At 65.6% G+C, this 18,953-nt stretch carries 19 protein-coding genes; 7 read left to right on the forward strand and 12 right to left on the reverse strand.

Features of this window, described 5'->3' with window-relative positions; genetic code table 11:
* Positions 1 to 84 precede the first annotated feature (84 nt).
* Positions 85 to 591, forward strand: coding sequence for a hypothetical protein (locus tag NNI01S_RS14940; RefSeq protein ID WP_063020708.1), 507 nt, complete (start codon positions 85 to 87; stop codon positions 589 to 591).
* A gap of 1 nt (position 592) precedes the next feature.
* Positions 593 to 1,759 carry an MAB_1171c family putative transporter gene (locus NNI01S_RS14945; RefSeq protein ID WP_063020709.1) on the forward strand — a complete coding sequence of 389 codons (1,167 nt, stop codon included), beginning with the start codon at positions 593 to 595 and terminating at the stop codon, positions 1,757 to 1,759.
* Between the two features lie 27 nt (positions 1,760 to 1,786).
* On the opposite strand, the gene NNI01S_RS14950 is transcribed toward NNI01S_RS14945, so the two are convergent.
* Complete coding sequence (locus tag NNI01S_RS14950) at positions 1,787 to 2,209, reverse strand: VOC family protein (protein ID WP_063020710.1); 423 nt, start codon at positions 2,207 to 2,209, stop codon at positions 1,787 to 1,789.
* 94 nt (positions 2,210 to 2,303) lie between these two features.
* On the opposite strand from NNI01S_RS14950, the gene NNI01S_RS14955 reads away from it, so the two are divergent.
* Positions 2,304 to 3,284, forward strand: coding sequence for a helix-turn-helix transcriptional regulator (locus tag NNI01S_RS14955; RefSeq protein WP_063020711.1), 981 nt, complete (start codon positions 2,304 to 2,306; stop codon positions 3,282 to 3,284).
* 53 nt (positions 3,285 to 3,337) lie between these two features.
* On the opposite strand, the gene NNI01S_RS14960 is transcribed toward NNI01S_RS14955, so the two are convergent.
* Both NNI01S_RS14960 and NNI01S_RS14965 read right to left on the reverse strand, forming a co-directional pair.
* The gene (locus tag NNI01S_RS14960; protein ID WP_063020712.1) at positions 3,338 to 3,805 is read right to left on the reverse strand and encodes a hypothetical protein; all 468 of its coding nucleotides are present in this window, start codon (positions 3,803 to 3,805) and stop codon (positions 3,338 to 3,340) included.
* Positions 3,806 to 4,089: 284 nt separating this feature from the next.
* Complete coding sequence (locus NNI01S_RS14965) at positions 4,090 to 4,689, reverse strand: TetR/AcrR family transcriptional regulator (RefSeq protein ID WP_063020932.1); 600 nt, start codon at positions 4,687 to 4,689, stop codon at positions 4,090 to 4,092.
* A gap of 71 nt (positions 4,690 to 4,760) precedes the next feature.
* Here NNI01S_RS14965 and NNI01S_RS14970 point away from each other — a divergent pair, with 71 nt between their 5' ends.
* Positions 4,761 to 5,336, forward strand: coding sequence for a dihydrofolate reductase family protein (locus tag NNI01S_RS14970; RefSeq protein ID WP_063020713.1), 576 nt, complete (start codon positions 4,761 to 4,763; stop codon positions 5,334 to 5,336).
* A 268-nt stretch (positions 5,337 to 5,604) separates the two neighbouring features.
* A complete protein-coding gene (locus NNI01S_RS14975; RefSeq protein WP_063020714.1) occupies positions 5,605 to 7,158 on the forward strand; it encodes an FAD-dependent monooxygenase in 1,554 nt (517 codons plus the stop codon).
* Between the two features lie 50 nt (positions 7,159 to 7,208).
* Here the strand turns inward: NNI01S_RS14975 and NNI01S_RS14980 are convergent, their stop codons facing one another.
* From NNI01S_RS14980 to NNI01S_RS34515, 5 genes are all read right to left on the reverse strand, one after another.
* Positions 7,209 to 7,976, reverse strand: a complete 768-nt coding sequence (locus NNI01S_RS14980) for an SDR family NAD(P)-dependent oxidoreductase (protein WP_063020715.1) — start codon at positions 7,974 to 7,976, stop codon at positions 7,209 to 7,211.
* Positions 7,977 to 8,088: 112 nt separating this feature from the next.
* Complete coding sequence (locus NNI01S_RS14985) at positions 8,089 to 9,408, reverse strand: serine hydrolase domain-containing protein (RefSeq protein WP_063020716.1); 1,320 nt, start codon at positions 9,406 to 9,408, stop codon at positions 8,089 to 8,091.
* A 460-nt stretch (positions 9,409 to 9,868) separates the two neighbouring features.
* Positions 9,869 to 10,285: a hypothetical protein gene (locus NNI01S_RS14990; protein ID WP_157114801.1), complete on the reverse strand. Its 417-nt coding sequence runs from the start codon at positions 10,283 to 10,285 to the stop codon at positions 9,869 to 9,871.
* Between the two features lie 484 nt (positions 10,286 to 10,769).
* Positions 10,770 to 11,492 (reverse strand): CatB-related O-acetyltransferase, encoded by a 723-nt coding sequence (locus NNI01S_RS14995; protein WP_063020718.1) that lies wholly within the window; start codon positions 11,490 to 11,492, stop codon positions 10,770 to 10,772.
* Positions 11,493 to 11,518: 26 nt separating this feature from the next.
* A complete protein-coding gene (locus NNI01S_RS34515) occupies positions 11,519 to 11,677 on the reverse strand; it encodes a hypothetical protein (RefSeq protein ID WP_157114802.1) in 159 nt (52 codons plus the stop codon).
* Between the two features lie 341 nt (positions 11,678 to 12,018).
* On the opposite strand from NNI01S_RS34515, the gene NNI01S_RS15000 reads away from it, so the two are divergent.
* Entirely contained in the window at positions 12,019 to 12,669 is a 651-nt protein-coding gene (locus tag NNI01S_RS15000) for a TetR/AcrR family transcriptional regulator (protein ID WP_063020719.1), read from the forward strand.
* A 46-nt stretch (positions 12,670 to 12,715) separates the two neighbouring features.
* Here NNI01S_RS15000 and NNI01S_RS15005 read toward each other — a convergent pair whose 3' ends face one another.
* A complete protein-coding gene (locus tag NNI01S_RS15005) occupies positions 12,716 to 13,291 on the reverse strand; it encodes a CGNR zinc finger domain-containing protein (RefSeq protein ID WP_063020720.1) in 576 nt (191 codons plus the stop codon).
* A gap of 103 nt (positions 13,292 to 13,394) precedes the next feature.
* Here NNI01S_RS15005 and NNI01S_RS15010 point away from each other — a divergent pair, with 103 nt between their 5' ends.
* Positions 13,395 to 14,579, forward strand: a complete 1,185-nt coding sequence (locus tag NNI01S_RS15010) for an epoxide hydrolase family protein (protein ID WP_063020721.1) — start codon at positions 13,395 to 13,397, stop codon at positions 14,577 to 14,579.
* Positions 14,580 to 14,791: 212 nt separating this feature from the next.
* Here NNI01S_RS15010 and NNI01S_RS15015 read toward each other — a convergent pair whose 3' ends face one another.
* The 3 genes from NNI01S_RS15015 to NNI01S_RS15025 all read right to left on the reverse strand — a co-directional run bounded on the left by NNI01S_RS15015 (position 14,792) and on the right by NNI01S_RS15025 (position 18,752).
* The gene (locus tag NNI01S_RS15015; RefSeq protein WP_063020722.1) at positions 14,792 to 16,921 is read right to left on the reverse strand and encodes a hypothetical protein; all 2,130 of its coding nucleotides are present in this window, start codon (positions 16,919 to 16,921) and stop codon (positions 14,792 to 14,794) included.
* Between the two features lie 44 nt (positions 16,922 to 16,965).
* A complete protein-coding gene (locus NNI01S_RS15020) occupies positions 16,966 to 17,436 on the reverse strand; it encodes a hypothetical protein (protein WP_157114803.1) in 471 nt (156 codons plus the stop codon).
* 788 nt (positions 17,437 to 18,224) lie between these two features.
* Positions 18,225 to 18,752 carry a hypothetical protein gene (locus NNI01S_RS15025; RefSeq protein ID WP_218019206.1) on the reverse strand — a complete coding sequence of 176 codons (528 nt, stop codon included), beginning with the start codon at positions 18,750 to 18,752 and terminating at the stop codon, positions 18,225 to 18,227.
* Positions 18,753 to 18,953: the final 201 nt, after the last annotated feature.

Genomic DNA, 18,953 nt, shown 5'->3' on the forward strand with positions numbered 1-18,953 from the left:
GGTCAGTACGCGCCCACGCACCGCAGACGACTACGCTCACCGCAATATCGGCATAGGTGACGTGGTCAACGAGGGGAAGGCGTAATGGAAGACCTCGCCGCGCGATTCGAGGAGCTGGGTCGCCTGGTACCGATTCCGCACCCATGGGACATGACGGAATACCTGGCGCGGGTGGCAGAGTACCGGCGACGGCCGATCACGTTGTGCCCGATCGAAGTAGGCGCACTGTCGGGGAACGGATGCGGCACCGGAAGTGGCCTGTGGATCGCGAGGGAAGGCGATGAAGTGATCATGTACGGGGCCGACACCGAATGGCACGCCGATCACATCATCGCCCACGAGATCGGCCACATGTTGCTCGGCCACGGAGAGTCTGCGGGCGGTGCCGCGGCTGATGATCTGCCGTTGCGCGAATTGATGCCCTCGCTGTCGCTGGAAACCATCCGCAGCGTACTGCGCCGCCAGGACTACGGCAGTGAGCGCGAGCGGGCCGCCGAAACCTTCGCCGACCTGCTGCTGGTCGAAGCGATGCTGCCGAAGCGGTCGGCGAGCCGGTTCCGCTCGACGTTCTTCCGAAACCGGCATCGTTGAGATGACCTCCCCGATCCCGGGTCTGATCACCTGGCCCGTCCTGACGGGTATCGCGTTGGTGCTCGCCGGTCGGTCCTGGCTGCTGCGGGACAGCATCGTGGACCGGCTCGTCAACCTCGGGCTCGCCGGTGCTCTCGCCGAACACCTGCTCCGGGAGGCATGGTTCGAACAGGCACTGGCCTGGCTGCTGCCCGGCGACGACAGCGACGTGGTGAACATCGCCCGACAGCTCTCACTGGGAGCAACCGTGTGGGCCGTCTCGAATATCTACGGCATCGCCAGATTGTGGGCAGGCGCCGATCCCGCTCACGCGTGGCGCAGGCAGCGGCGCTATCACCTCGTCTCGATCGCCGCCGCCGTCGTCATCCTGATCGCGGGCGAGCCCGCTCGCCGCGCCGACCAGTTGATCGACCGAGCACTGGGCTGGCCTGCTGTCGTGGTCTGGGTCGCGTTCTCCCTGCCGCTCGGTGCTACGGCCCTGCTCGTCGGCCGGGTGAGTGCGCGCGAGATGCGCGTCGCAGGCGATACCCCCTGGCAGGAACGCGCACTGTACGCAGTGGTCCTGTGCACCGCGGTGGGCATGGGGATCGTCGCGGTCGTATATCCGATCGAGGCGGTCACCAGTGTCCTGACCGGCCGGCCGTCATCCGATCCCGAGATGCGCTGGAAAGCATGGAGCGGCTTCCTCCTCTCGGCCGTCGGCGCTCCCGCCGTGGTCACGGTGCCGCTGATCAGCACCCTGCTCGCCCACCTCGGATGGGACCGCACCGGCCGATACTGCCGCCGCCTGCAGCCGATGTGGGCCGATCTCACCGCAGCCGTACCCGAGATCGTCCTGGATATGCGGCGCGACCACGACGGCCGAACAGACCCGGCCATCCGTCTGCATCGCATGACGGTCGAGATTCGGGACAGTTTGCTGCATCTCGAGCGTTACAGCGACAGCCTCGACGATCCGGCCGCCGCCTGCGGTGATCCTCATATCCATGCCCGCCGCGTCGCCGAAGCGGTTGCCGCCAAAGCTGCCGGACATCCCCCGAGCGCGAGCCGGTTCACCCGCCGGCATCGAATTCAGCCGGGGGCACGCGATCTCGCCGCGGAACTGCACCAGCTACTCGCGCTTGCCAAGGCATGGCCGCATGCCCGCGACCTGCCGAAGTCGCCGTAGCGTCGCGGACAGGCGTATCGCACCGAGTTATCCGTTGTATTCGCTGACTACGTCGAGGACCCAGACGACACCGAAACGGTCACGCAGCATCCCGTAGGCGGGCGCCCAGTTCGCCGGGCCCATCGGAACCACGATGGTCGCGCCCGCGGTGAGTCGCTCCCAGTAGCTCGATACCTCTTCGACGCTCGCGCCGCGCACGGAGACGAAGAACGCGTTCGCACCCGGGTCGTAGCTCATTGATCCGGGGACGTCGTAGGCCATGACGTGGAAGCCGTTTCCGTCCTGCACCTGGCCCCACATGATCTGGTCGGCCTCGGACTCGTCCTGAACATTTCCGGCGTCTTCGTAGGTGACGACGGCGAGCTGACCGCCGAAGACGGACTGATAGAACTCCAGCGCGGCGCGGGCGTCACCGCGGAAGTTCAGGTGGGTGGTGGTTGTGAGGGACACAGTTGCTCCTGTTTTCTGCTGGTCGGCTGACGTGACCAACCCTCGCAAGGATGGGGGCCAGGTTGTGTCCTCTACTTCCGACAGGATGAGAAGTATGCCGAAAACTTCCGCACGACTGCTGGCGCTGCTGTCCCTGCTGCAGGCGCGCCGGGACTGGCCCGGGATGCTGTTGGCGCAACGGCTGGAGGTCAGCGCGCGCACCGTGCGCCGCGATATCGACCGCCTGCGTGAACTCGGCTACCCCATCGTCACCACCAAAGGCCCCGACGGCGGATACCGGCTCGGCGCGGGCACCCGACTTCCGCCACTGTTGTTCGACGACGAGCAGGCCGTCGCCCTGGCCGTCGCCCTGCAGATCGCCACCACCGCCGGCGCCGGTATCGAAGAGGCCGCGGCGCGAGCGCTGAACACCGTGCGTCAGGTCATGCCCGCGCGGTTACGCCACCACATGGATACCCTCCGGATCACGGCCGTCGTACCGCCCGCGGGCCGGTCCGCCGCCGAGGTCGGCACGGAGGTCCTCACGGCGATCGGCGCGGCCGTCGACGCACGCGAAGTGCTGCGTTTCGACTACACCGGCCCATTTCCGCCGCAGACCGCCGCGAGCCCGCCGCGTCGAGTGGAGCCCCATCATCTCGTCGCCCGGGCAGGACGCTGGTACCTCGTGGCCTGGGATCTCGACCGAGGCGACTGGCGCATCTTCCGTGCCGATCGGATCACCCCGCGCATCCCGACCGGCCCTCGCTTCACTGCGCGTGAACTTCCCGGAGGAGACGTAGCCACCTTCGTGACCAGCAGGTTCAGCGGCTCGGATGCGACGGGAGGCCAGCCCTGTCACGGGGCGGTGATCCTGCACCTCCCCGCCACCGAGGTCGCACCGTTTCTCCACGACGGAGTGCTCGAAGCTGTCGGTCCCGACCGCTGCCGTGTCGCCCTCGGCTCGTGGTCATGGCTCGCGCTCGCCGGCGCTTTCGGCAGATTCGACGCTGACATCGAAGTCATCGGGCCGCCCGAACTCACCGCCGCGTTCGCGCACTTGGCCCGCCGCTACGCCGACGCGGCGAACAGCGCATAGGTCGACCACCAGCGATCGACGGGTGGGCGCAGGGGCCCCGCGCAGCGGTCCCGTCACGTGCGTTCTGCCGTACCCCCGTCGCTGTCGCGGGTTTCGATAGCCTTGACCGCGTTGTCCAGCGCATGCCGCAGGACGGGTTTGCCGATGGTCCCGACCACGGCTCCGAGAACGTGTCCCTTGAGGTTCTTGCCCTCGCGCACGATGACGACGTCCACCTCGGTCTTCCCGTCCGGCCTGCGGTTGAAGGTGTAGGTGTGACCGGAGTGGCCGCCCCATACGTTCGAGTCGGTGGTCGTCATGACGACGCGATCGGGGTTGGACCAGTCGTAGTGCAGCCGTTCCCAGATGCCGTGCGAGCCCTCCGTGACGTCGGCCTCCCGGCGGCCCCTGTTGTGCACCTCCAGATACTCGTCGGCGCTGTTGCCGAATACCTGCGAGCGGCCCGGCCCGAAATCGGTGAGCGCTGCGACGAACTGCTCCGGTGTCGAAGTCGTCGTTTCCTTGAAGTGGATGGTGGACATCGTTGCTCCTTTGCTGCGGGAGGGCCGGCGTTGGTTCAACGCCGGGGGGTGAGCGATTCGAGCGAGGTCCTCATCAGGCTGTCGACGCACGTCGTCCTGCAGGCGGGCGCCGGTCCATCACGCCGTCGATCGGAGCTGGCCCGATCTGCGTGATCCCCTGCGGCGCGGTTTTCCTATGGATGAAGCATGAGCTTCGGCTCCGAGTCGGCGCAAGGCCACCGGCTTGGAGAAGGGCGCGCTGGTGGTGTGCGGAGGCCGCGGCGAGCGCGGACCGGTGACATACCTCAAGGGTTGGTGCGGTCCCCCTGGGGACTGGCGGGTATTGCGCGCTCCACGATCGTCCGCACCAGTTCGGCGGCGCGCTGCTCATCGAAAATGCCTGGGAGGGTGAGGCGTTCGAGGATAAGCCAGTTCAAGGCGAGGTAGAGCAGCACCACGGCGTCCTCGTCGCCGGGCAGCTCCGATTCGCGGTAGTTGCCGATATTGAAGTCCAGATCCGCGCGCACCCGCTCGGTGAGCAATGCTTGCAGTTCGGGGCGCCGGGTGGCCTCCAGTCGCAGTTCGAGGATGGCGAGATAGCCGGTGCGGAAATGGGAGACCCGGTCGACCACCTCGGTCATCAGTGCGGTCATGGACTCGCGAGTCTGCGGTCCGCGCGATTTCGCCATGGCCTCGTCGCTGGGGAGCAGCCGCTCGTAGTAGCGATGCCCGACCTGGATGAGCAATGCGTCCCGGTTGGGGAAGTAGTTGGAGGCGGTTCCAGCGGGCACTCCGGCCTCCTGATCGACCGCCCGGAAGGTCAGTCCTCGTGCCCCTTCGCGGGCCAGGACCTCGATCGATGCATCCAGCAGGGCTTGTCGGCGCTCCGGATTGGTACGCACCACTTGACACCACTCCATTCGTAGTACTACGGTTCAAATCACTTCGAACAGAGTACTACATCCGAGGCGGTAAGATGCGCAAGCTTGTCTACTACGTGGCGGTCTCCCTGGACGGCTACATCGCGGGCCCGCAAGGTGAGTTCGACTTCTATCCGATGTGTGAGGACATGATGGCGTGGATCACCGAGCGCTATCCGGAGACGGTGCCGACGCCTCTCCGCGAGTCCGTCGGCATGCCCCTCGACGCGCCGAACAAGACCTTGGACACCGTGGTCATGGGCCGCGGCGCCTACGAGCCGGGGCTCGCGATCGGCTCCACCAGCCCATACAACCACCTGAAGCAATATGTCTTCTCCAGCACCCTTGCGCCGGTGGACAACCCGCAGGTGGAAATCGTCGCCACCGATCCGGTCGAGCTGGTGCGGCGACTGAAGAAGGAAGCGGGCCTGGACATCTGGCTCTGCGGCGGCGGAAATCTGGCCGGCCAGCTGCTCGGCGAGGTCGACCAGCTGATCATCAAGAGCTACCCCGTGGTCGCGGGCGACGGCGTCGGGGCCTTCACCGGCAATTTCGACCCGACGCAATTCCAGGTCACCCGGCGCGAGAGTTTCACCAGCGGCGCGCAGGTCACCTGGTTCGACCGCGCCTGATCCGGCGCGACAACGCCGGAATGGCATCCCTGATCTCACGAGCTTTTCGAAAGGCGGTACCGATATGCGAAAGCAACGCAGCACCTTCCCGACCCAGAACAACCAGCAGCGCTTCGTAACTCGCCCCGTGCCTCCGCCGCGCACGGTCACCCACGCCAAGAGCGGGTGGCCCCGGCACGGCAGGTATGGGGCGCGGTAGCGCACGATCGAGCTGGGCTGTCCGATCAATCGTTCGCCGCGGCCGGAATCGGCCGGAATGGGAGTAGGAATGCATACCGATGTGATCATCGTGGGCGCGGGCCCGACCGGCCTGATGCTGGCCGCCGAGCTGCGCCTGGCCGGAGTGCGGCCGCTGGTGCTGGAGCGGCAACCGCGGCCGCGGGACACCCCGAAGGCCGGTGGCCTCGGCGGGCAGATTCTGGAGCTGTTGCGCTACCGGGGCTTGCTGGATCGGTTCGAAGCGGCCTGCACCGATCCGATTCCGGCTCCACGGTTCCCGTTCGGCGGTGTGCATGTGGACCTCACCCAGCTGGCCGAGTCCCCGATGCACGCCCTGCCGCTGCCGCAGCAAGAGCTCGAGCGACTACTCGGCGAACACGTCGGCGAGCTCGGCATCGAAGTCCGTCGCGGACACCAGGTACTGGATGTCGGTCAGGACGCCGACGCGGTCACCGCGCAGGTCGACGGGCCGGACGGGCCGTACCGGGTGACCGCCCGCTATCTGGTGGGCTGCGACGGTGCGCGCAGCCGGGTTCGTGACCTGGCCGGTATTCCATTCCCAGGCACCGTATATCCGGAGGTGAATCGGCTGGCCCAGATCACCGTGCCCGACTCGGTGACCCGGCTCGACAACGGCGACCTGGAGATCCCCGGATTCGGAACCATCCGTGCGGGTTTCACGCGGACGGACCGCGGTCTGTTCGGGATGGGTGGCTCGCCTACGTCGGAGGTGCTGTCGGTCTACACGATCGAGGACGAAGCCGTCGAATACGACGACGACGTACCGATGACCGTGGCCGAGCTGCAGGACAGCATCCGTCGCGTGCTGGGCGCGGATCTGCCTGTGGCGGAGACACACCGGCTGTCGCGCTTCACCTTCAAGGCGCGCCAGGCCGAACGCTATCGCGCCGGCCGGGTCCTGCTCGCCGGTGATGCGGCCCATCTGTTTCCCGCCACGGGCGTGGCGATCAACGCCGGCATGCTCGATGCGGTCAACCTGGCCTGGAAGCTGGCCGGCGAAGTCCGGGGGTGGGCGCCCGACGGACTGCTGGACACCTACCACGAGGAACGTCATCTCGCCGGGGCGCGCACCATGCTGCACACTCAGGCGCAGGTCGCGCTGCGACGCGGGCACGACCCGGCCGCCGAAGCACTGCGGGCGGTCTTCCAGGAACTGCTCACCGACCAGCAGCCCTTGCAGCGCATGGCAGCCCTCATCGCCGGCGCCGACATCCGCTACCGGTCGCCCAACCCCGGCAACCACACCCTGACCGGAACCTTCGCGCCCGACCTCACTCTGCACACCGACCACGGGACGACCAGCGTTGCCGAACTCATGCACCCCGCACGGCCCATCCTGCTCGACCTCGCCGACCGCGCGGACCTCCGCGATGCCGCCGGAGATTGGCAGCACCGCATCGACATCCGCGCCGCCAAGACCGAAAACCGCCGAGCCGATGCCATTCTGATCCGCCCGGACGGCCATATCGCCTGGGCCGCAACCATCGACGAGCCCGCCGACACCGCCGAGGATGGCCTGCGAGCAGCGCTGTCGTTCTGGTTCGGCGCACTCGAGGCAATCCCGACCCCGACCAGCGATTGACGTCCGGTCGAGAGCCCGCGCTGTGCGGGCTCTCGCACCGGGCCGATTCTTCACCAGGGCACAGGGCCGTCCTCGCTGAACATGCCCGCGGTCGGCCCGTCGGCGCCGAGCGTGGCCAGGCGCACCAGTACCGCTGCTCCCTGCGCGACCGTGCGGAACCCGGTGTGATTGTTGCTGTCGGTGTCGACGTAGCCGGGGCAGGCGGCATTCACGAGAAAGCCGTCCTTGCGCAGTTCGTTGGCGTAGTTGACAGTCAGCGCGGACAACGCGGACTTGGACGGGTTGTAGGCGGCCGACGGCAGCAACCCCGCGAAGGGGCCGTTCGGGTCGCTGAGCAGGGTCAGCGAAGCGGCGTGGCTGCTGACATTCACGATGCGCGGCGCCGGTGACCGCCGCAGCAGGGGCAGCATTGCGTTGGTCACCGCGATCACCCCGAAAACGTTGGTCTCGAACACCGCTCGGACCATCTGCAGCTCGACGGTACTGGGAATTTGATCATGGGCGTCCTGCGGCGAAACCTGCCCGGAGCCGGTGATGCCGGCGTTGTTGATCAGTACGTCGAGTCGTCCGAAACGCCCCTCGATCCGCTTCGCCGCCTCCTGGACGGTGGCCGGATCGGTGACGTCCAGGACGATGGCGTGCGCGTCGCCGCCTGCCGCGCGCAATGCCGCCGCGGCCTCCTCGCCACGCCGCGGGTCCCTGGCTCCGAGCAGGACCGTGGTACCTAGCGCGGCGAGTTGTTCGGCGGCTCCACGGCCGATCCCTTTGTTCGCCCCGGTGATCAGCGCGACTTTCCGGTGTGTGGTCTGCCCGCTCATGGCCGGCTCCTTGCTTCTCGTCGTGTATCGGACGAACACAAGACGCCGACGACCCGATCTCCGTAACAGGACGGTCATGTGTCCTACCTCACCGACCATGAGCGTCGAGCCGCTACCGAATTCCAGGGGTCGCCGGGTGCGGGCCGACGCAGCCGAGGACGAAACAGCCCGGTGGCCAGTTGGCGAACGGTGCGGACATGGGCTTGCCCAAGCAGGACAGTGGGTTGCAGCCCGGGTAGGCCATCGGGCCGATACCGAGTGCGGCGAGAGTCGCGTCCGGATTCGAGATCATCGGATCGGACAATTGGACATCCGATTGCTGTTCGTAGGGCGCCGCGGCGGGTATGCGGGGTTCCCGGAAGGCGGCGCCGACCGCACGCAGGACATCGTGCGGGAAGCTCAACGCGCTCCCCGGAACCGTGACACCGGTCCAACTGACCATCAATCCGAGGCTCGGCACGATGAAGTTGTCCTGGCGCATCATTCCCGACATCTGCATCGCATCCGGCGGCAGACCAGGGAAGTAGTTGGCGCAGTCCGGCCCGTTCACCACGAACAGGAAGCCGTAGCAGGGGTTCGTCGGAGTGGGCCGGCCTGCCTGCGCGAGATAGTCCGCCGAAACGATCTGGTGACCGCCCCACTGGCCGCGATTGGTGAGCAGCAGGCCCAGCTTGGCGAAATCGTCCGGCGGCAGCAGCAGATGCGCGTAACCGTAGGTGTTTCCGCTGCGGTCCCGGCCCCAGAAGTAGTCGGTCGGTGGAATGCCCAACGGATCGAACAGCTTTCGTTGCGCGTACGCCTGGAAGTCTTCGCCGACCGCACGCTGGATGACGTACGCGAGCAGATCGACAGCGCGCTGACTGTAGCGCCACTCGGTGCCCTGCTGTTGATCGATCGGCATCGCCAATGCCTGCGCCACCACATTCGGGTCGATCTGCGCCAACCCGGTGATGCCCTCGGAGGCCACCGCCACCTGCATGCCGCTGGATTCATTGAGCAGATTCCGCACTGTGATCGCGCGATGGCCGGCGTCACCGAGCTCGGGCGGCAGATAGGCGCCGATCGGGTCATCGAGCCGCAGCCGCTGATCGTCCACCGCGATCCCGGCCACCATCGAAACCACGCTCTTGGTACTGCTCCACAGATTCCACGGCACACCGGCGGCCCGCGCGGTGTTCGGGCCGGTCGCGATCAGGCAATTGTTCCGAAAGATCTGCAGCGTCGTGCGCGTCGAATCCGTCGCGAGCGCCACCGCCTGGCGCAGCGCCGCCGAATCGAGTCCGACCTCCTCCGGCGTCGCCGTTTCGGGTGCTCGCCCACTGCTGACCGCGCAGTGCCGCTGCCCGTCCGGCTCGGCATTCGCCAGCACCGGTGCACCAATCCCGAGCATCGACACCGCCACCGAAATGGCGACGGCCGCGACTTTTCTCATACCTCGACCCACGCCGGCCTCCGCTTTCGACGAACTCCACCTGGCTCATCGCCCCCGCTGCGCCCCCGGTTACGCCCCTGAGTGCCCCCACTTGCAGGGGCGGACCTGCGAAGTTCCGCAGTTCCATCATGACCGCCACGCCGGCGGCGGTCGCCACCCGAACGCCCGGGTGAGCGGGCGCTTTCGCCTGCGCGGATCTGTCACCAGGCGCTCGCTGGCCGGGCGGTCGGTCGGCTGTGTTGTCGACTCGCAGTGCAGCACGCGGTTCGTCCTCGAAACCACGCGGGCACATGAAGCTTCGATACAGCGGGCTGAGAGTGGCCCGGTCGCCGCCCGCAAGCCCGATACCGGCACCGAGGCACGCACCCGGTCCCGGGAGAAGCTCACATGCTCAGCGAAAAGGAAGCAGCACAAGCGGTCTCGGCCCTCGACGCAGTTCTCGTCGTCGTGCTACCGCGACTCAGACTACGCGGACGTTCATCGTGTACGAGGCGTCGTGCTGCGGCGACGTGATGGTCAGGTGGTACCTGCCGGTGGCCGGAAGCTGGAACTGACTCACGGTGGTATCGGTGGGGTACAGCCGGCCGTCGGGCGCGGTGAGCGCGACGAGGGCGGTGCCGGACGCGGAGGTGTAGTGCGAGATGAGCTCGATGGTCATCTGCTGTCCGGCACTGGCCTCGAGCGTCCAGATGTCGCTGTGTCCACGGTTGATGTAGCCATCCACGGTGGCGTGGTCGGTGCCAGGTGCGAAGTTGATCTCGGCGTAGACCCCGCTGGCGTTCGCCGCGCCCGCGCCGGCGGTGACGACGAAGAACGCTGCCGCGATCGCCGCCATGGCAACAGAAGCTTTGCGAAGGGTGATGAGAAGGGCGGTCATGATGCCTCCGTTGTTCGGTGTAGTGGCTCTGTTGATTGGTCAGATATCTTGCTGCGCAACCGCTTAGGCTCATGTTCCTGTCGAGAAATACCCGGGAGTTGTTACAACACATCGGGGTCGGCAGTTCCGCTGGCCACCCGACCAGGGGGCCGTCGGCGACGTTTCTCGACAGCGGACGGTCGATCACCGCGCCGGGTAGTTCGCTCAATGGCACGGATGGCGTCTATGGCCCCCCGGTAGCGCCTGACCGGCCGCTGCCCGTACTCGATACCATCGCAGCCCTTCTCGGCCGCGATCCCTGCTGGGAACCCCCATGGAAGACCGCCGACGGCCAGAAATAGCACACTCCACCATGAAGCGGATCGGTGCCGCCCCGAGGCAACCGTCAGATGGGCATGAAGCGGGGTCGAGGTGCTTCAGTGGTACGGCCTGCTCGCGAAGCCGGCCGGAGAGTGCGGTGAGACCGGGTGACACGGGCGGGCGGTCACTCGATTCCGGGACGGTGCCGACCGGCGCAGGGGGCACTGGCGGAGCGCGGGCCGCGTGGTGGTTGTACCGCCCGCGCGGGCACCGCGTCCTCCAGGTCGTCGATGGTGCCGGACATGATCGTGCGGACGTTCTCATTGATGTGTTCGATCGGCCAGTCCCACCAAGCGATGGCCAGCAGGCGATCGATCTCGTCCGCGCTGAAGCGGTGGCGGATGAGTTCGGCCGGATTGCCGCCGACGATGGCATAGTCCGGAACGTCGGCTGTCACCACGGAGCCGGCGCCCACGATCGCGCCGTGTCCGATCCGTACTCCGGGCATCACCGTGACGCCATATCCGATCCAGACGTCGTTGCCGACTACGGTGTCACCGCGATTAGGCAGGTCCATGAGCAGATCGACATGCTGCGACCACGCGCCGCCCATGGTGGGGAACGGAAAGGTCGACGGTCCGTCCATGCGGTGGTTGGCGCTGTTCATGATGAACCGCACGCCCGTGGCCAAGGCGCTGAACTTGCCGATGATCAGCTTCTCCGGACCGTAGTGGTATAGGACATTGCGGGTTTCGAAGGTGGTGGGGTCGCCCGGGTCGTCGTAGTAGGAGTACTCGCCGACCTCGATCAGCGGCGAGGTGACCAGGGGTTTCAGCAGTACCACCCGCGGCTGCCCGGGCATGGGATGCAGCACGGTGGGTGCGGTGACGGGGAGCTGTACGGGCATGCGGAATCCGTTCTGCGAAGGTCTGATCAGGTCCGGGGGACGCGGTTCCCGAGGGAGCTGACGCGGCCGCGCCGGATCACCGTGCGGCAGTCGTGCGTGAGCTCGTCCGCCAGGTCCCGCGGCAATGTGGACTTGCCCGCGCCGGTGATCAGCAGCCGTTCGGCCGCGGACACCCGCGCGCTCATGGGTGAGGGCCTGCGGCCCACCGCGAGCTTTGTGCCGGTGAACAGACGCAGCAGCGTGCTCTTGCCGGACCTGTCCCCCCGATGATCCCGGTCTGTTCACCCGCGCCGAGCGAACAGGTGGCCGCATCGAGCACCGTGCGGCCGTCGAAGGACGCGCTGAACGCGAGCACGGTGATCTGACTGGGCACGAGCTACCTCAGAAGCATTCGAGGACGACACGATCAGGGGCGACCGCGGAGCCTGGTGAACACCTCGAAAGAGCATTGGCAACCCCACTAGTGCGACGTATGTTGCGTTAGGATGATGGCACATCATGTCCCGCCGAGCAACCGGATAGCCCCATGACCCCTGCCGCAGAGACCGCCGCGCCGCCGCGGCCGCGCCCGGGCGGCCGAACGGCCCGCGTTCGCGCCCAGGTCCTCGCGGCCGTTGAGGCGGAACTGACCGAAAACGGCTACGACGCGTTGACCGTCGATACGGTCGCCGCCCGCGCGGGCGTGCACCGCACCACCGTGTATCGCCGCTGGCGCGATGTGGGTGGCCTGATCGCCGATGTGTTCGCCGCCGCAAGCGATCTCGATTGGCATCCGCCCGACACCGGTTCACTGTGCGGTGATCTCGCGGAGTTGAATCGCGAGATCAAGAAGTCGCTCACCGAGAAATCGTCGATCGCGATGGCGCTGATTGCGGTGTCTTTCCGCTCGGAAGACGCGGCGCGCGCACTGCGGCAACTGTGGGAGGACCGCTATACGCAGTGCGAGATCGCCGTGGCACGTGCGATCGGGCGCGGTGAGATCCCGGCCGAAACCGACGCTCGCGCACTGCTGATCGCGGCCACGGCGCCCCTGTATCACCAGTTGGTGCTGTTGCGTACTCCGGCTGCCGCCCGGCTGCCGGAGCGTGCGGCCGCGGCGGCGACGCTGGCCGCGCAGGCCGGCGCTTTCGAATCGCCGATGGCGGAAACCGATGCGGTCGGAGCGCACAGGGGATAGAAGGCCCAGACCGTCGGGCTGGAGCTCGATGTATCGGAGGTGACGATCACTGCGCTGGTTTGGCGTCTTTGCGCTGATTGGCATGGAAGCGCGCCTTCTTCTGCCGATTTCCGCACGTGTTCATGTCACACCATTTGCGAGTGCGACTTCGGCTGGTGTCGAAGAAGGCGGCCTGGCAGGTCGGCGATGCGCACAAGGCCAATCGGCCGTCTCGCTCGCCTGCGATGATGCTGATCGCGTCGGCGGCGATCACGCCTAGGGCGTCTTCCACGGAGGTAGCCGAGCCGAGTCGCCATCGCCGATTGCCCTCGGGTGTCAGGACAGCCGCCGCCCGACCCCGAATGCTGCAGTCATTGATGACTTGAACAGCAGGCGCAGGGAGAGCGCCTTGGATCGCGGCCGCTGTCGCGGCGGCGTGAATAGATTCCCTGAGTTCCCAGGCGAGTTCGAGCTGGGCGATGCTGCAGGACGCCACGGCGAGGCCGTTCACCACCAGCCAGTCGACGAGTCGCTCCGGCGTGGGAATGCGCTCCACGGCGTTGCCGCGCCGCTCCGACAGAGTCCCCGTGAAGCTGGTGGCCAGCACGTTGCCGAGACGGAATTCAGGGAACCCAGCAGCCATGGAACCACCTTAGCTGGTTGCCGGCTGAGGTGAAGGCATGCTAGAACCGTCTTAGTCGGTTCTCGGTAGGAATCAGTCGGTTTCGCGATGACCAGGAGGTCTCATGCCCCGTCCCACCAGCGACGTGAAAGCGTTCGAAGCCCACGCCACTGACGCCGACCTCGCTGATCTGCGTGCGCGACTGGCCGCGGCACGCCTGCCGGAGGCCGAGACGGTCTATCGCGCCGCGCCCGGCTCTCGCCGATGGGAACAGGGCGTTCCACTCGCCGACCTCGTCGATGTCGCGAATTATTGGCGCACCGAGTACAACTGGCGGTCGTTCGAAGTGCGCCTCAACCGGATCGGCCAGTTCCGCACGACCATTGATGATCTGGGCATCCACTTCCTGCACCGCCGATCCGCGCGGCCGGATGCCACTCCTCTGATCTTGACGCACGGCTGGCCGGGCAGCGTTGCCGAATTCATCGATGTAGTAGACGAGCTGGCAGATCCGAAAGATGCGGGCGCTCCGGCGTTCCACGTGGTGGCCCCTTCGCTACCAGGCTTTGGTTACAGCGACAAGCCGGCCACCACCGGGTGGGGGATCGAGAAGATCGCGGCCACATGGGTGGAACTCATGGGCAGGCTCGGCTACCGCAAGTTCGCCGCCCATGGCGGCGACTGGGGAGGTGTGATCACCACGGTTCTCGGCGGCAGGTTTCCGGCGCAGGTTCTCGGCATCCACACCACGCTCGCGGAGGCGCCGCCCGGGTTGACTACCGACGGGCTGACGGCGGCCGAGCGCGAATGGACCGAGGAGACCCGCGATTTCTGGGGCGGCCCCCGCGCGGCGTACGCGAAGCAGCAGGCGACCCGACCGCAGACCATCGGCTACTCGCTCGTCGACTCACCGGTGGGGCTTCTCGCCTGGATGCTCGACAAGTTCGCTGAGTGGAGCGATACCACAGACAGCCCGTTCGAGACGATTTCCCGAGACCGCGTTCTCGACAACATCACCCTGTATTGGCTGACGCAGACCGGCGCATCGTCAGCCCGCATCTATTACGAAAGCCACGGCGGCGTGAACTCGCTGGACCCCGAACTTCGGGTCGACGTTCCGTCCGCCATCAGCGTGTATCCCCGCGACATCGAGAAGTGTCCGCGGCCCTGGGCGCAACAGCGGTACCGACAGATCGTCCGATGGAGGTCGCCCGAAACCGGGGGACATTTCCCTTCGCTGGAGGTTCCCGAGTATTTCGTCAAGGACCTGCAAGAAGGGCTCGCGGCAGTGCTGGCCGCTAACCGGTGAACGCGGCCGGGCGCCGGGACTCGGCCAGGGGACCTCGAACGATGCGCCAACGCCGCCTCGCGTCATGGCCTGATCGCAGACCGGTCGAACCGCCGGGATGTTCGTCGGCTTGCGAGCGGCCGGGTGTGCCGAAGATGAGCGGGGGAGGAGTAGCTGTGGGTCGCTCTCAATGGCGAACCCTCCGTAATTGGTCGGAGGTGTGGGCATTGGGCTCAGGTCGGCCTCTTCGCGAGTGCCTTCGCAATTTCGGGTAGGAGGGGTCGCCAAGTCGCGACCAGTGGTCCGGCCGGAATTATCCGGAATCGGGGAATCGGACGGGGCGGATCAGGAAGCTTGCAATTCTCGATGACAATCGGAGTCGGCCGCAGATCGGTGCACGTCACGACCTCCTGTCCACGGGCGTCGGTACCGGTCACGCACAGCGGACAGTCGACCAGCTGCCCGATCTCGGTCGTCTCGACGGTCAACCGGTCACGCTCCGCGGACAGTCTGTAATCGAGGGTTCCGCCTGGGACGGTGACGCTACCGGTCGCAGTGGTCAGTACCTCGCCGTTCAGCGACCATTCGAAGTCGATCGGCAGCGCCATCAGATGCGGCTGGGCATCCAGGACTGTTCGGGAGCGGACACCGAACCGCTGACAGAGCGTCGCCCCCGGATTGAGTTGTTCCCCCTTGGCGCGTACGGAGAATCGAGATCGAAGGTCGATTCGCGGAATGGGGTTGTCGTAGGTTACCCAGGTCATGTGGAACCGGTCGGCTTCCTCGTCCTGCCAAGCCCGCACTCTGGCGAAGCGGCCTGCGCTCGTGCGAACGGCGAAGACGACCCCGCCGAGGAATATCCGTCCGAAATCGAGAACGAATTCCTCGCCACCGATCGGGATATCTGTCCGAGGTATCCGGCGATCCGTCAACTCGAGCCGAGCCATTCGCTCCGGTGTCAACTGTTCATACGATATTGCGACGACCTGCAATCGTGCTCCGTCTACCGTGGAAACTCCTCGGATTGGCGACCAAATCAGGTCGGCTCCCGGAAATGTGTCCGGTTCGATGTTTCCCGAGTCGAGATCGACAGCGAATCCGGATCGGGATGAATGACTCCTTTCTTGCCTTGCCAGTATGCGGAACTCCGGGATGATAGAGCAGCGCAGCTCCAGATCATCGAGCTCGATTCCGTCGATACGCAGAGATCCGCCGAAAAGGCCGCGCAGACCGCTCGAAGACGAGCTGCGCGAAAGTCTGTTGACAAATTGTTCCAACAGTATCTCGAGGAACTCGACGCCCGCTCGCAGGACGATGAGGACCGACGCCGCGATCGCGGTTCCTACGCCGGGGAATATGACACCGAACAGGCCGCCGATGATATAAGCGCTCGGCGGGAGTTCGACTTCGACGTCGACATCCGGTTTCGTGAAGGAAATGGTGACGCCACCGTCTTCTGCCGAGAAATCGGCGAAGAAGGTAAAGGTCGCTTCGATGTCGGCGAGGCGAGTGGTGTGCTCTACGAACCCGTCGAATCGGATCCTGTTACCGTCGACTCGTCCAGTGAATCTTCTTATCCGAATATCCTCGATGGTCACCGGGGATCTCAGCTCGAACGGAGCCGCGAAACTGTCCGGGGGTATTTCGAGCTCGTCTGCAGCCTCCCTGCGGAACTGTGCGAAGAGAAAACGATTGCTGATCATGAGTAGTGCCGGACTGGAGGGTGGTATGAAGTTTTGCCGTACGTCATCGATACGACCAGCATTCGGATCGCCACCCGAATCGGCCGACATCCGTATCCCGAGCGCCAGGCAGTCACGATCCGTGAACTTCATGTCGTTGATGGTCGTCACCCGGATTTCGGAGATTGTATCCGCCGAAACCGGGGGTGACAGAGGCATACGCTGAACGTCTTCCCGTAGCGTCTCGGCCAGAACTCTCCGCATTTCCACCAGCGCCTGTTCGGCCGGTATTCCCTGCCGGTCGAGGGCATCGATGGAGTCCGTATCGAAATCGAGGTCGATGTCGTCGTCCGCAATATCGGTGAAGTCCAGGAATATGGAGATTTCCCCGTCCTCCTCCGTCGTTCTGATTCGTTCCTCGATCTGAATGGTGCCACCGAGCCCGGTGACTTCACCGGCGAGCTCCTGCGGTTCGTCGACGACTAGGGTGGAGTCGGAGAAATCGACGATCAATCGTATGGTGGATGGGCTTGCCGCTAGATCGACGGTCGGTGTCCTGAAATTCAGGAATGCGGTCCCCCGGATCGGACTGTGCTCGCCGATTCTGGATACGATCGGCGGGAAAAGGGACTCGGTGAGAAATGCGTTGGCGATCTGGTTGTTCAGCTCGTCTTCGGACACCTGTAGCAGCGCATCGAAATCGGATGTACGTGTGCGTTGCATCGCTAGTCACGACCTGTCTTGTTGCCGCGGTTCTTTGCGGTGGTGACCGCCACCTCGGCTAGTTCCGCGCCCGGGGGTAAGACGTTCGTCTCTCCCGCCGCGCGGTGAATCCGTTGGAGTAACTTGCGCTCGAAACGGGTCAGGTCCACGCCGGCGGCCACGAGCGCATCGACCGGCTGGGTGATGAAAAGCTGGCGGTTCGCGGCATTCTTCGCGAGCCAGTTGATGATCTTGCGGTCGGATTCCTCGATCTTGGACGCGAGCGCCTTCGGCAATCCGGTAGGTGTGGTGGCGGTTCCGGCCCGTGCGTGGCGCGATACATCGGTGAGGTGCGTCAGCGCACCCTGCCGTGCGCCGAACCGAATTCGCACGTTGAGTTTGTAGCCTTGTGGAACGCGTGCGCCAACCCTGTCCAGACGGGCGGAAGGGGCGGCGGAGTCGGTGTCGCAGTCAGACGGTGTTGTGTGTGCCATCGTGCCTCCTACTTCGAGCGGACCGGATTTCGTACCTGACCGGCGAAATCTGCGGATCGACTTTCGGACATATCGCCGATAACGACCGTACGACTCGGGTGAGGAGAGTCACACGAGTAGCTGCCTACTCGGATTCCTGTGGCGACATGTCTCGCCGCCGAACCGGAACGGAGTCTCCAAGCACCTGTTCGCCCGCTCGACCGCGCCATTCGACCCACCTCGAACACCAGGTCGAACAAGCCAATCGAATACCCGAGTGTGTCCCGGCACAGCGTGTTCGGCTCTGCGCGGCTACGAATGGTTCTGATCGCGAACCTGGGCAGCGTCTGATCGCGAATCCCGACATCGCCGACTCGGCGGCGGATGTTTGTGATCGCGAATTTCGACACCACGGGTGGGGTTGCGGTGGCAGGATGAGCGTGCTTCACCGCTGAGGCTGTCCGGTCTGAGCGGACGGCGCTCGGATGAGGGAGTCGCCTATGGCGATCGTGTCGCGGGCAGAGTTGATCGCCGCGATACGCCGTGACGCGCGTGATGCCTGTCGAACAGGCAGATCCAGCGCAAATACGGGGTGGGGTACCGGACGGTGAAGCAAGCGCTGGCCTCGGCATGGCCGGCCGAGCGCAAGGAATACACCCCGCGTGGACCGCCTCGCCCACACCCGCGCCACCAAACAAAGCTGACCCGACACTCAGCCATCACCACTCGACCTAACGGTCCGGTCGTGTGGTTTGAGCTTTCGCGACCAAAATCCGGATGCGATTACTGCCTCCAGGGCAAGTCCTCGCTCATCGCGCCGACCACCACGCAGGAGACAAGCTGATAGACCACACATCGCCCACCCTATGCCCGGCAGGGTCGTCGTCCTCGTCCACGTCGGCATATCCGTAAGGATCGATGTCAGCGACAACGAAGACCCTCGCACCAGACTCGGCGACTCGGTATCGGTGGATATCCGTGGTCGTTGAGTCGTTGTCCGGCTCGATGCGATAGCCCAGGCTCGCGATGCGCGCAGCGAGTTCGTCGAACGCCACCCGAGGCGCGAACTCGCCATACTCGTTGCGGAGGGCCGCTGGCACGCTGGACACATCACCCCATACCAGACGGTGGATCTGCACACTGATACCGAAACAGAGCCATCTGCCCTCGCCCTCCTGGAACGAAAGTTCCACGAGTCCATAGTCCCGCCGCATCTGACCCCGGACCGTGTCGTCCAGATAGTCCGACCCCAGCTTTGCTTCCCACTCGGCAGGATGCGAGTCGATGCCGACCCCGGCCACTTCACCCCGCGTGGCGAACTGGACATAGAAATCCAAGTCAGACATCGCCAATCTGCTCTCTTGCCTTCATCCCGAGCTGCGCCTGCGACCGGCCCCGAAGTCGCCATCACCAGCACCGACTCCGACCGCCTCGCCCGCACCTAAGCAACCCACTGCTGATCTCCTCACAGCACGACACACCCATCCGACACACCAAGCTCGGTGATGTCAATTTTCGCGACCAGGATCGGGAACACG

Origin of the sequence: Nocardia niwae NBRC 108934 = DSM 45340, assembly GCF_001613465.1 — a bacterium.
In the GTDB taxonomy this organism is placed as follows: Bacteria; Actinomycetota; Actinomycetes; order Mycobacteriales; family Mycobacteriaceae; genus Nocardia; species Nocardia niwae.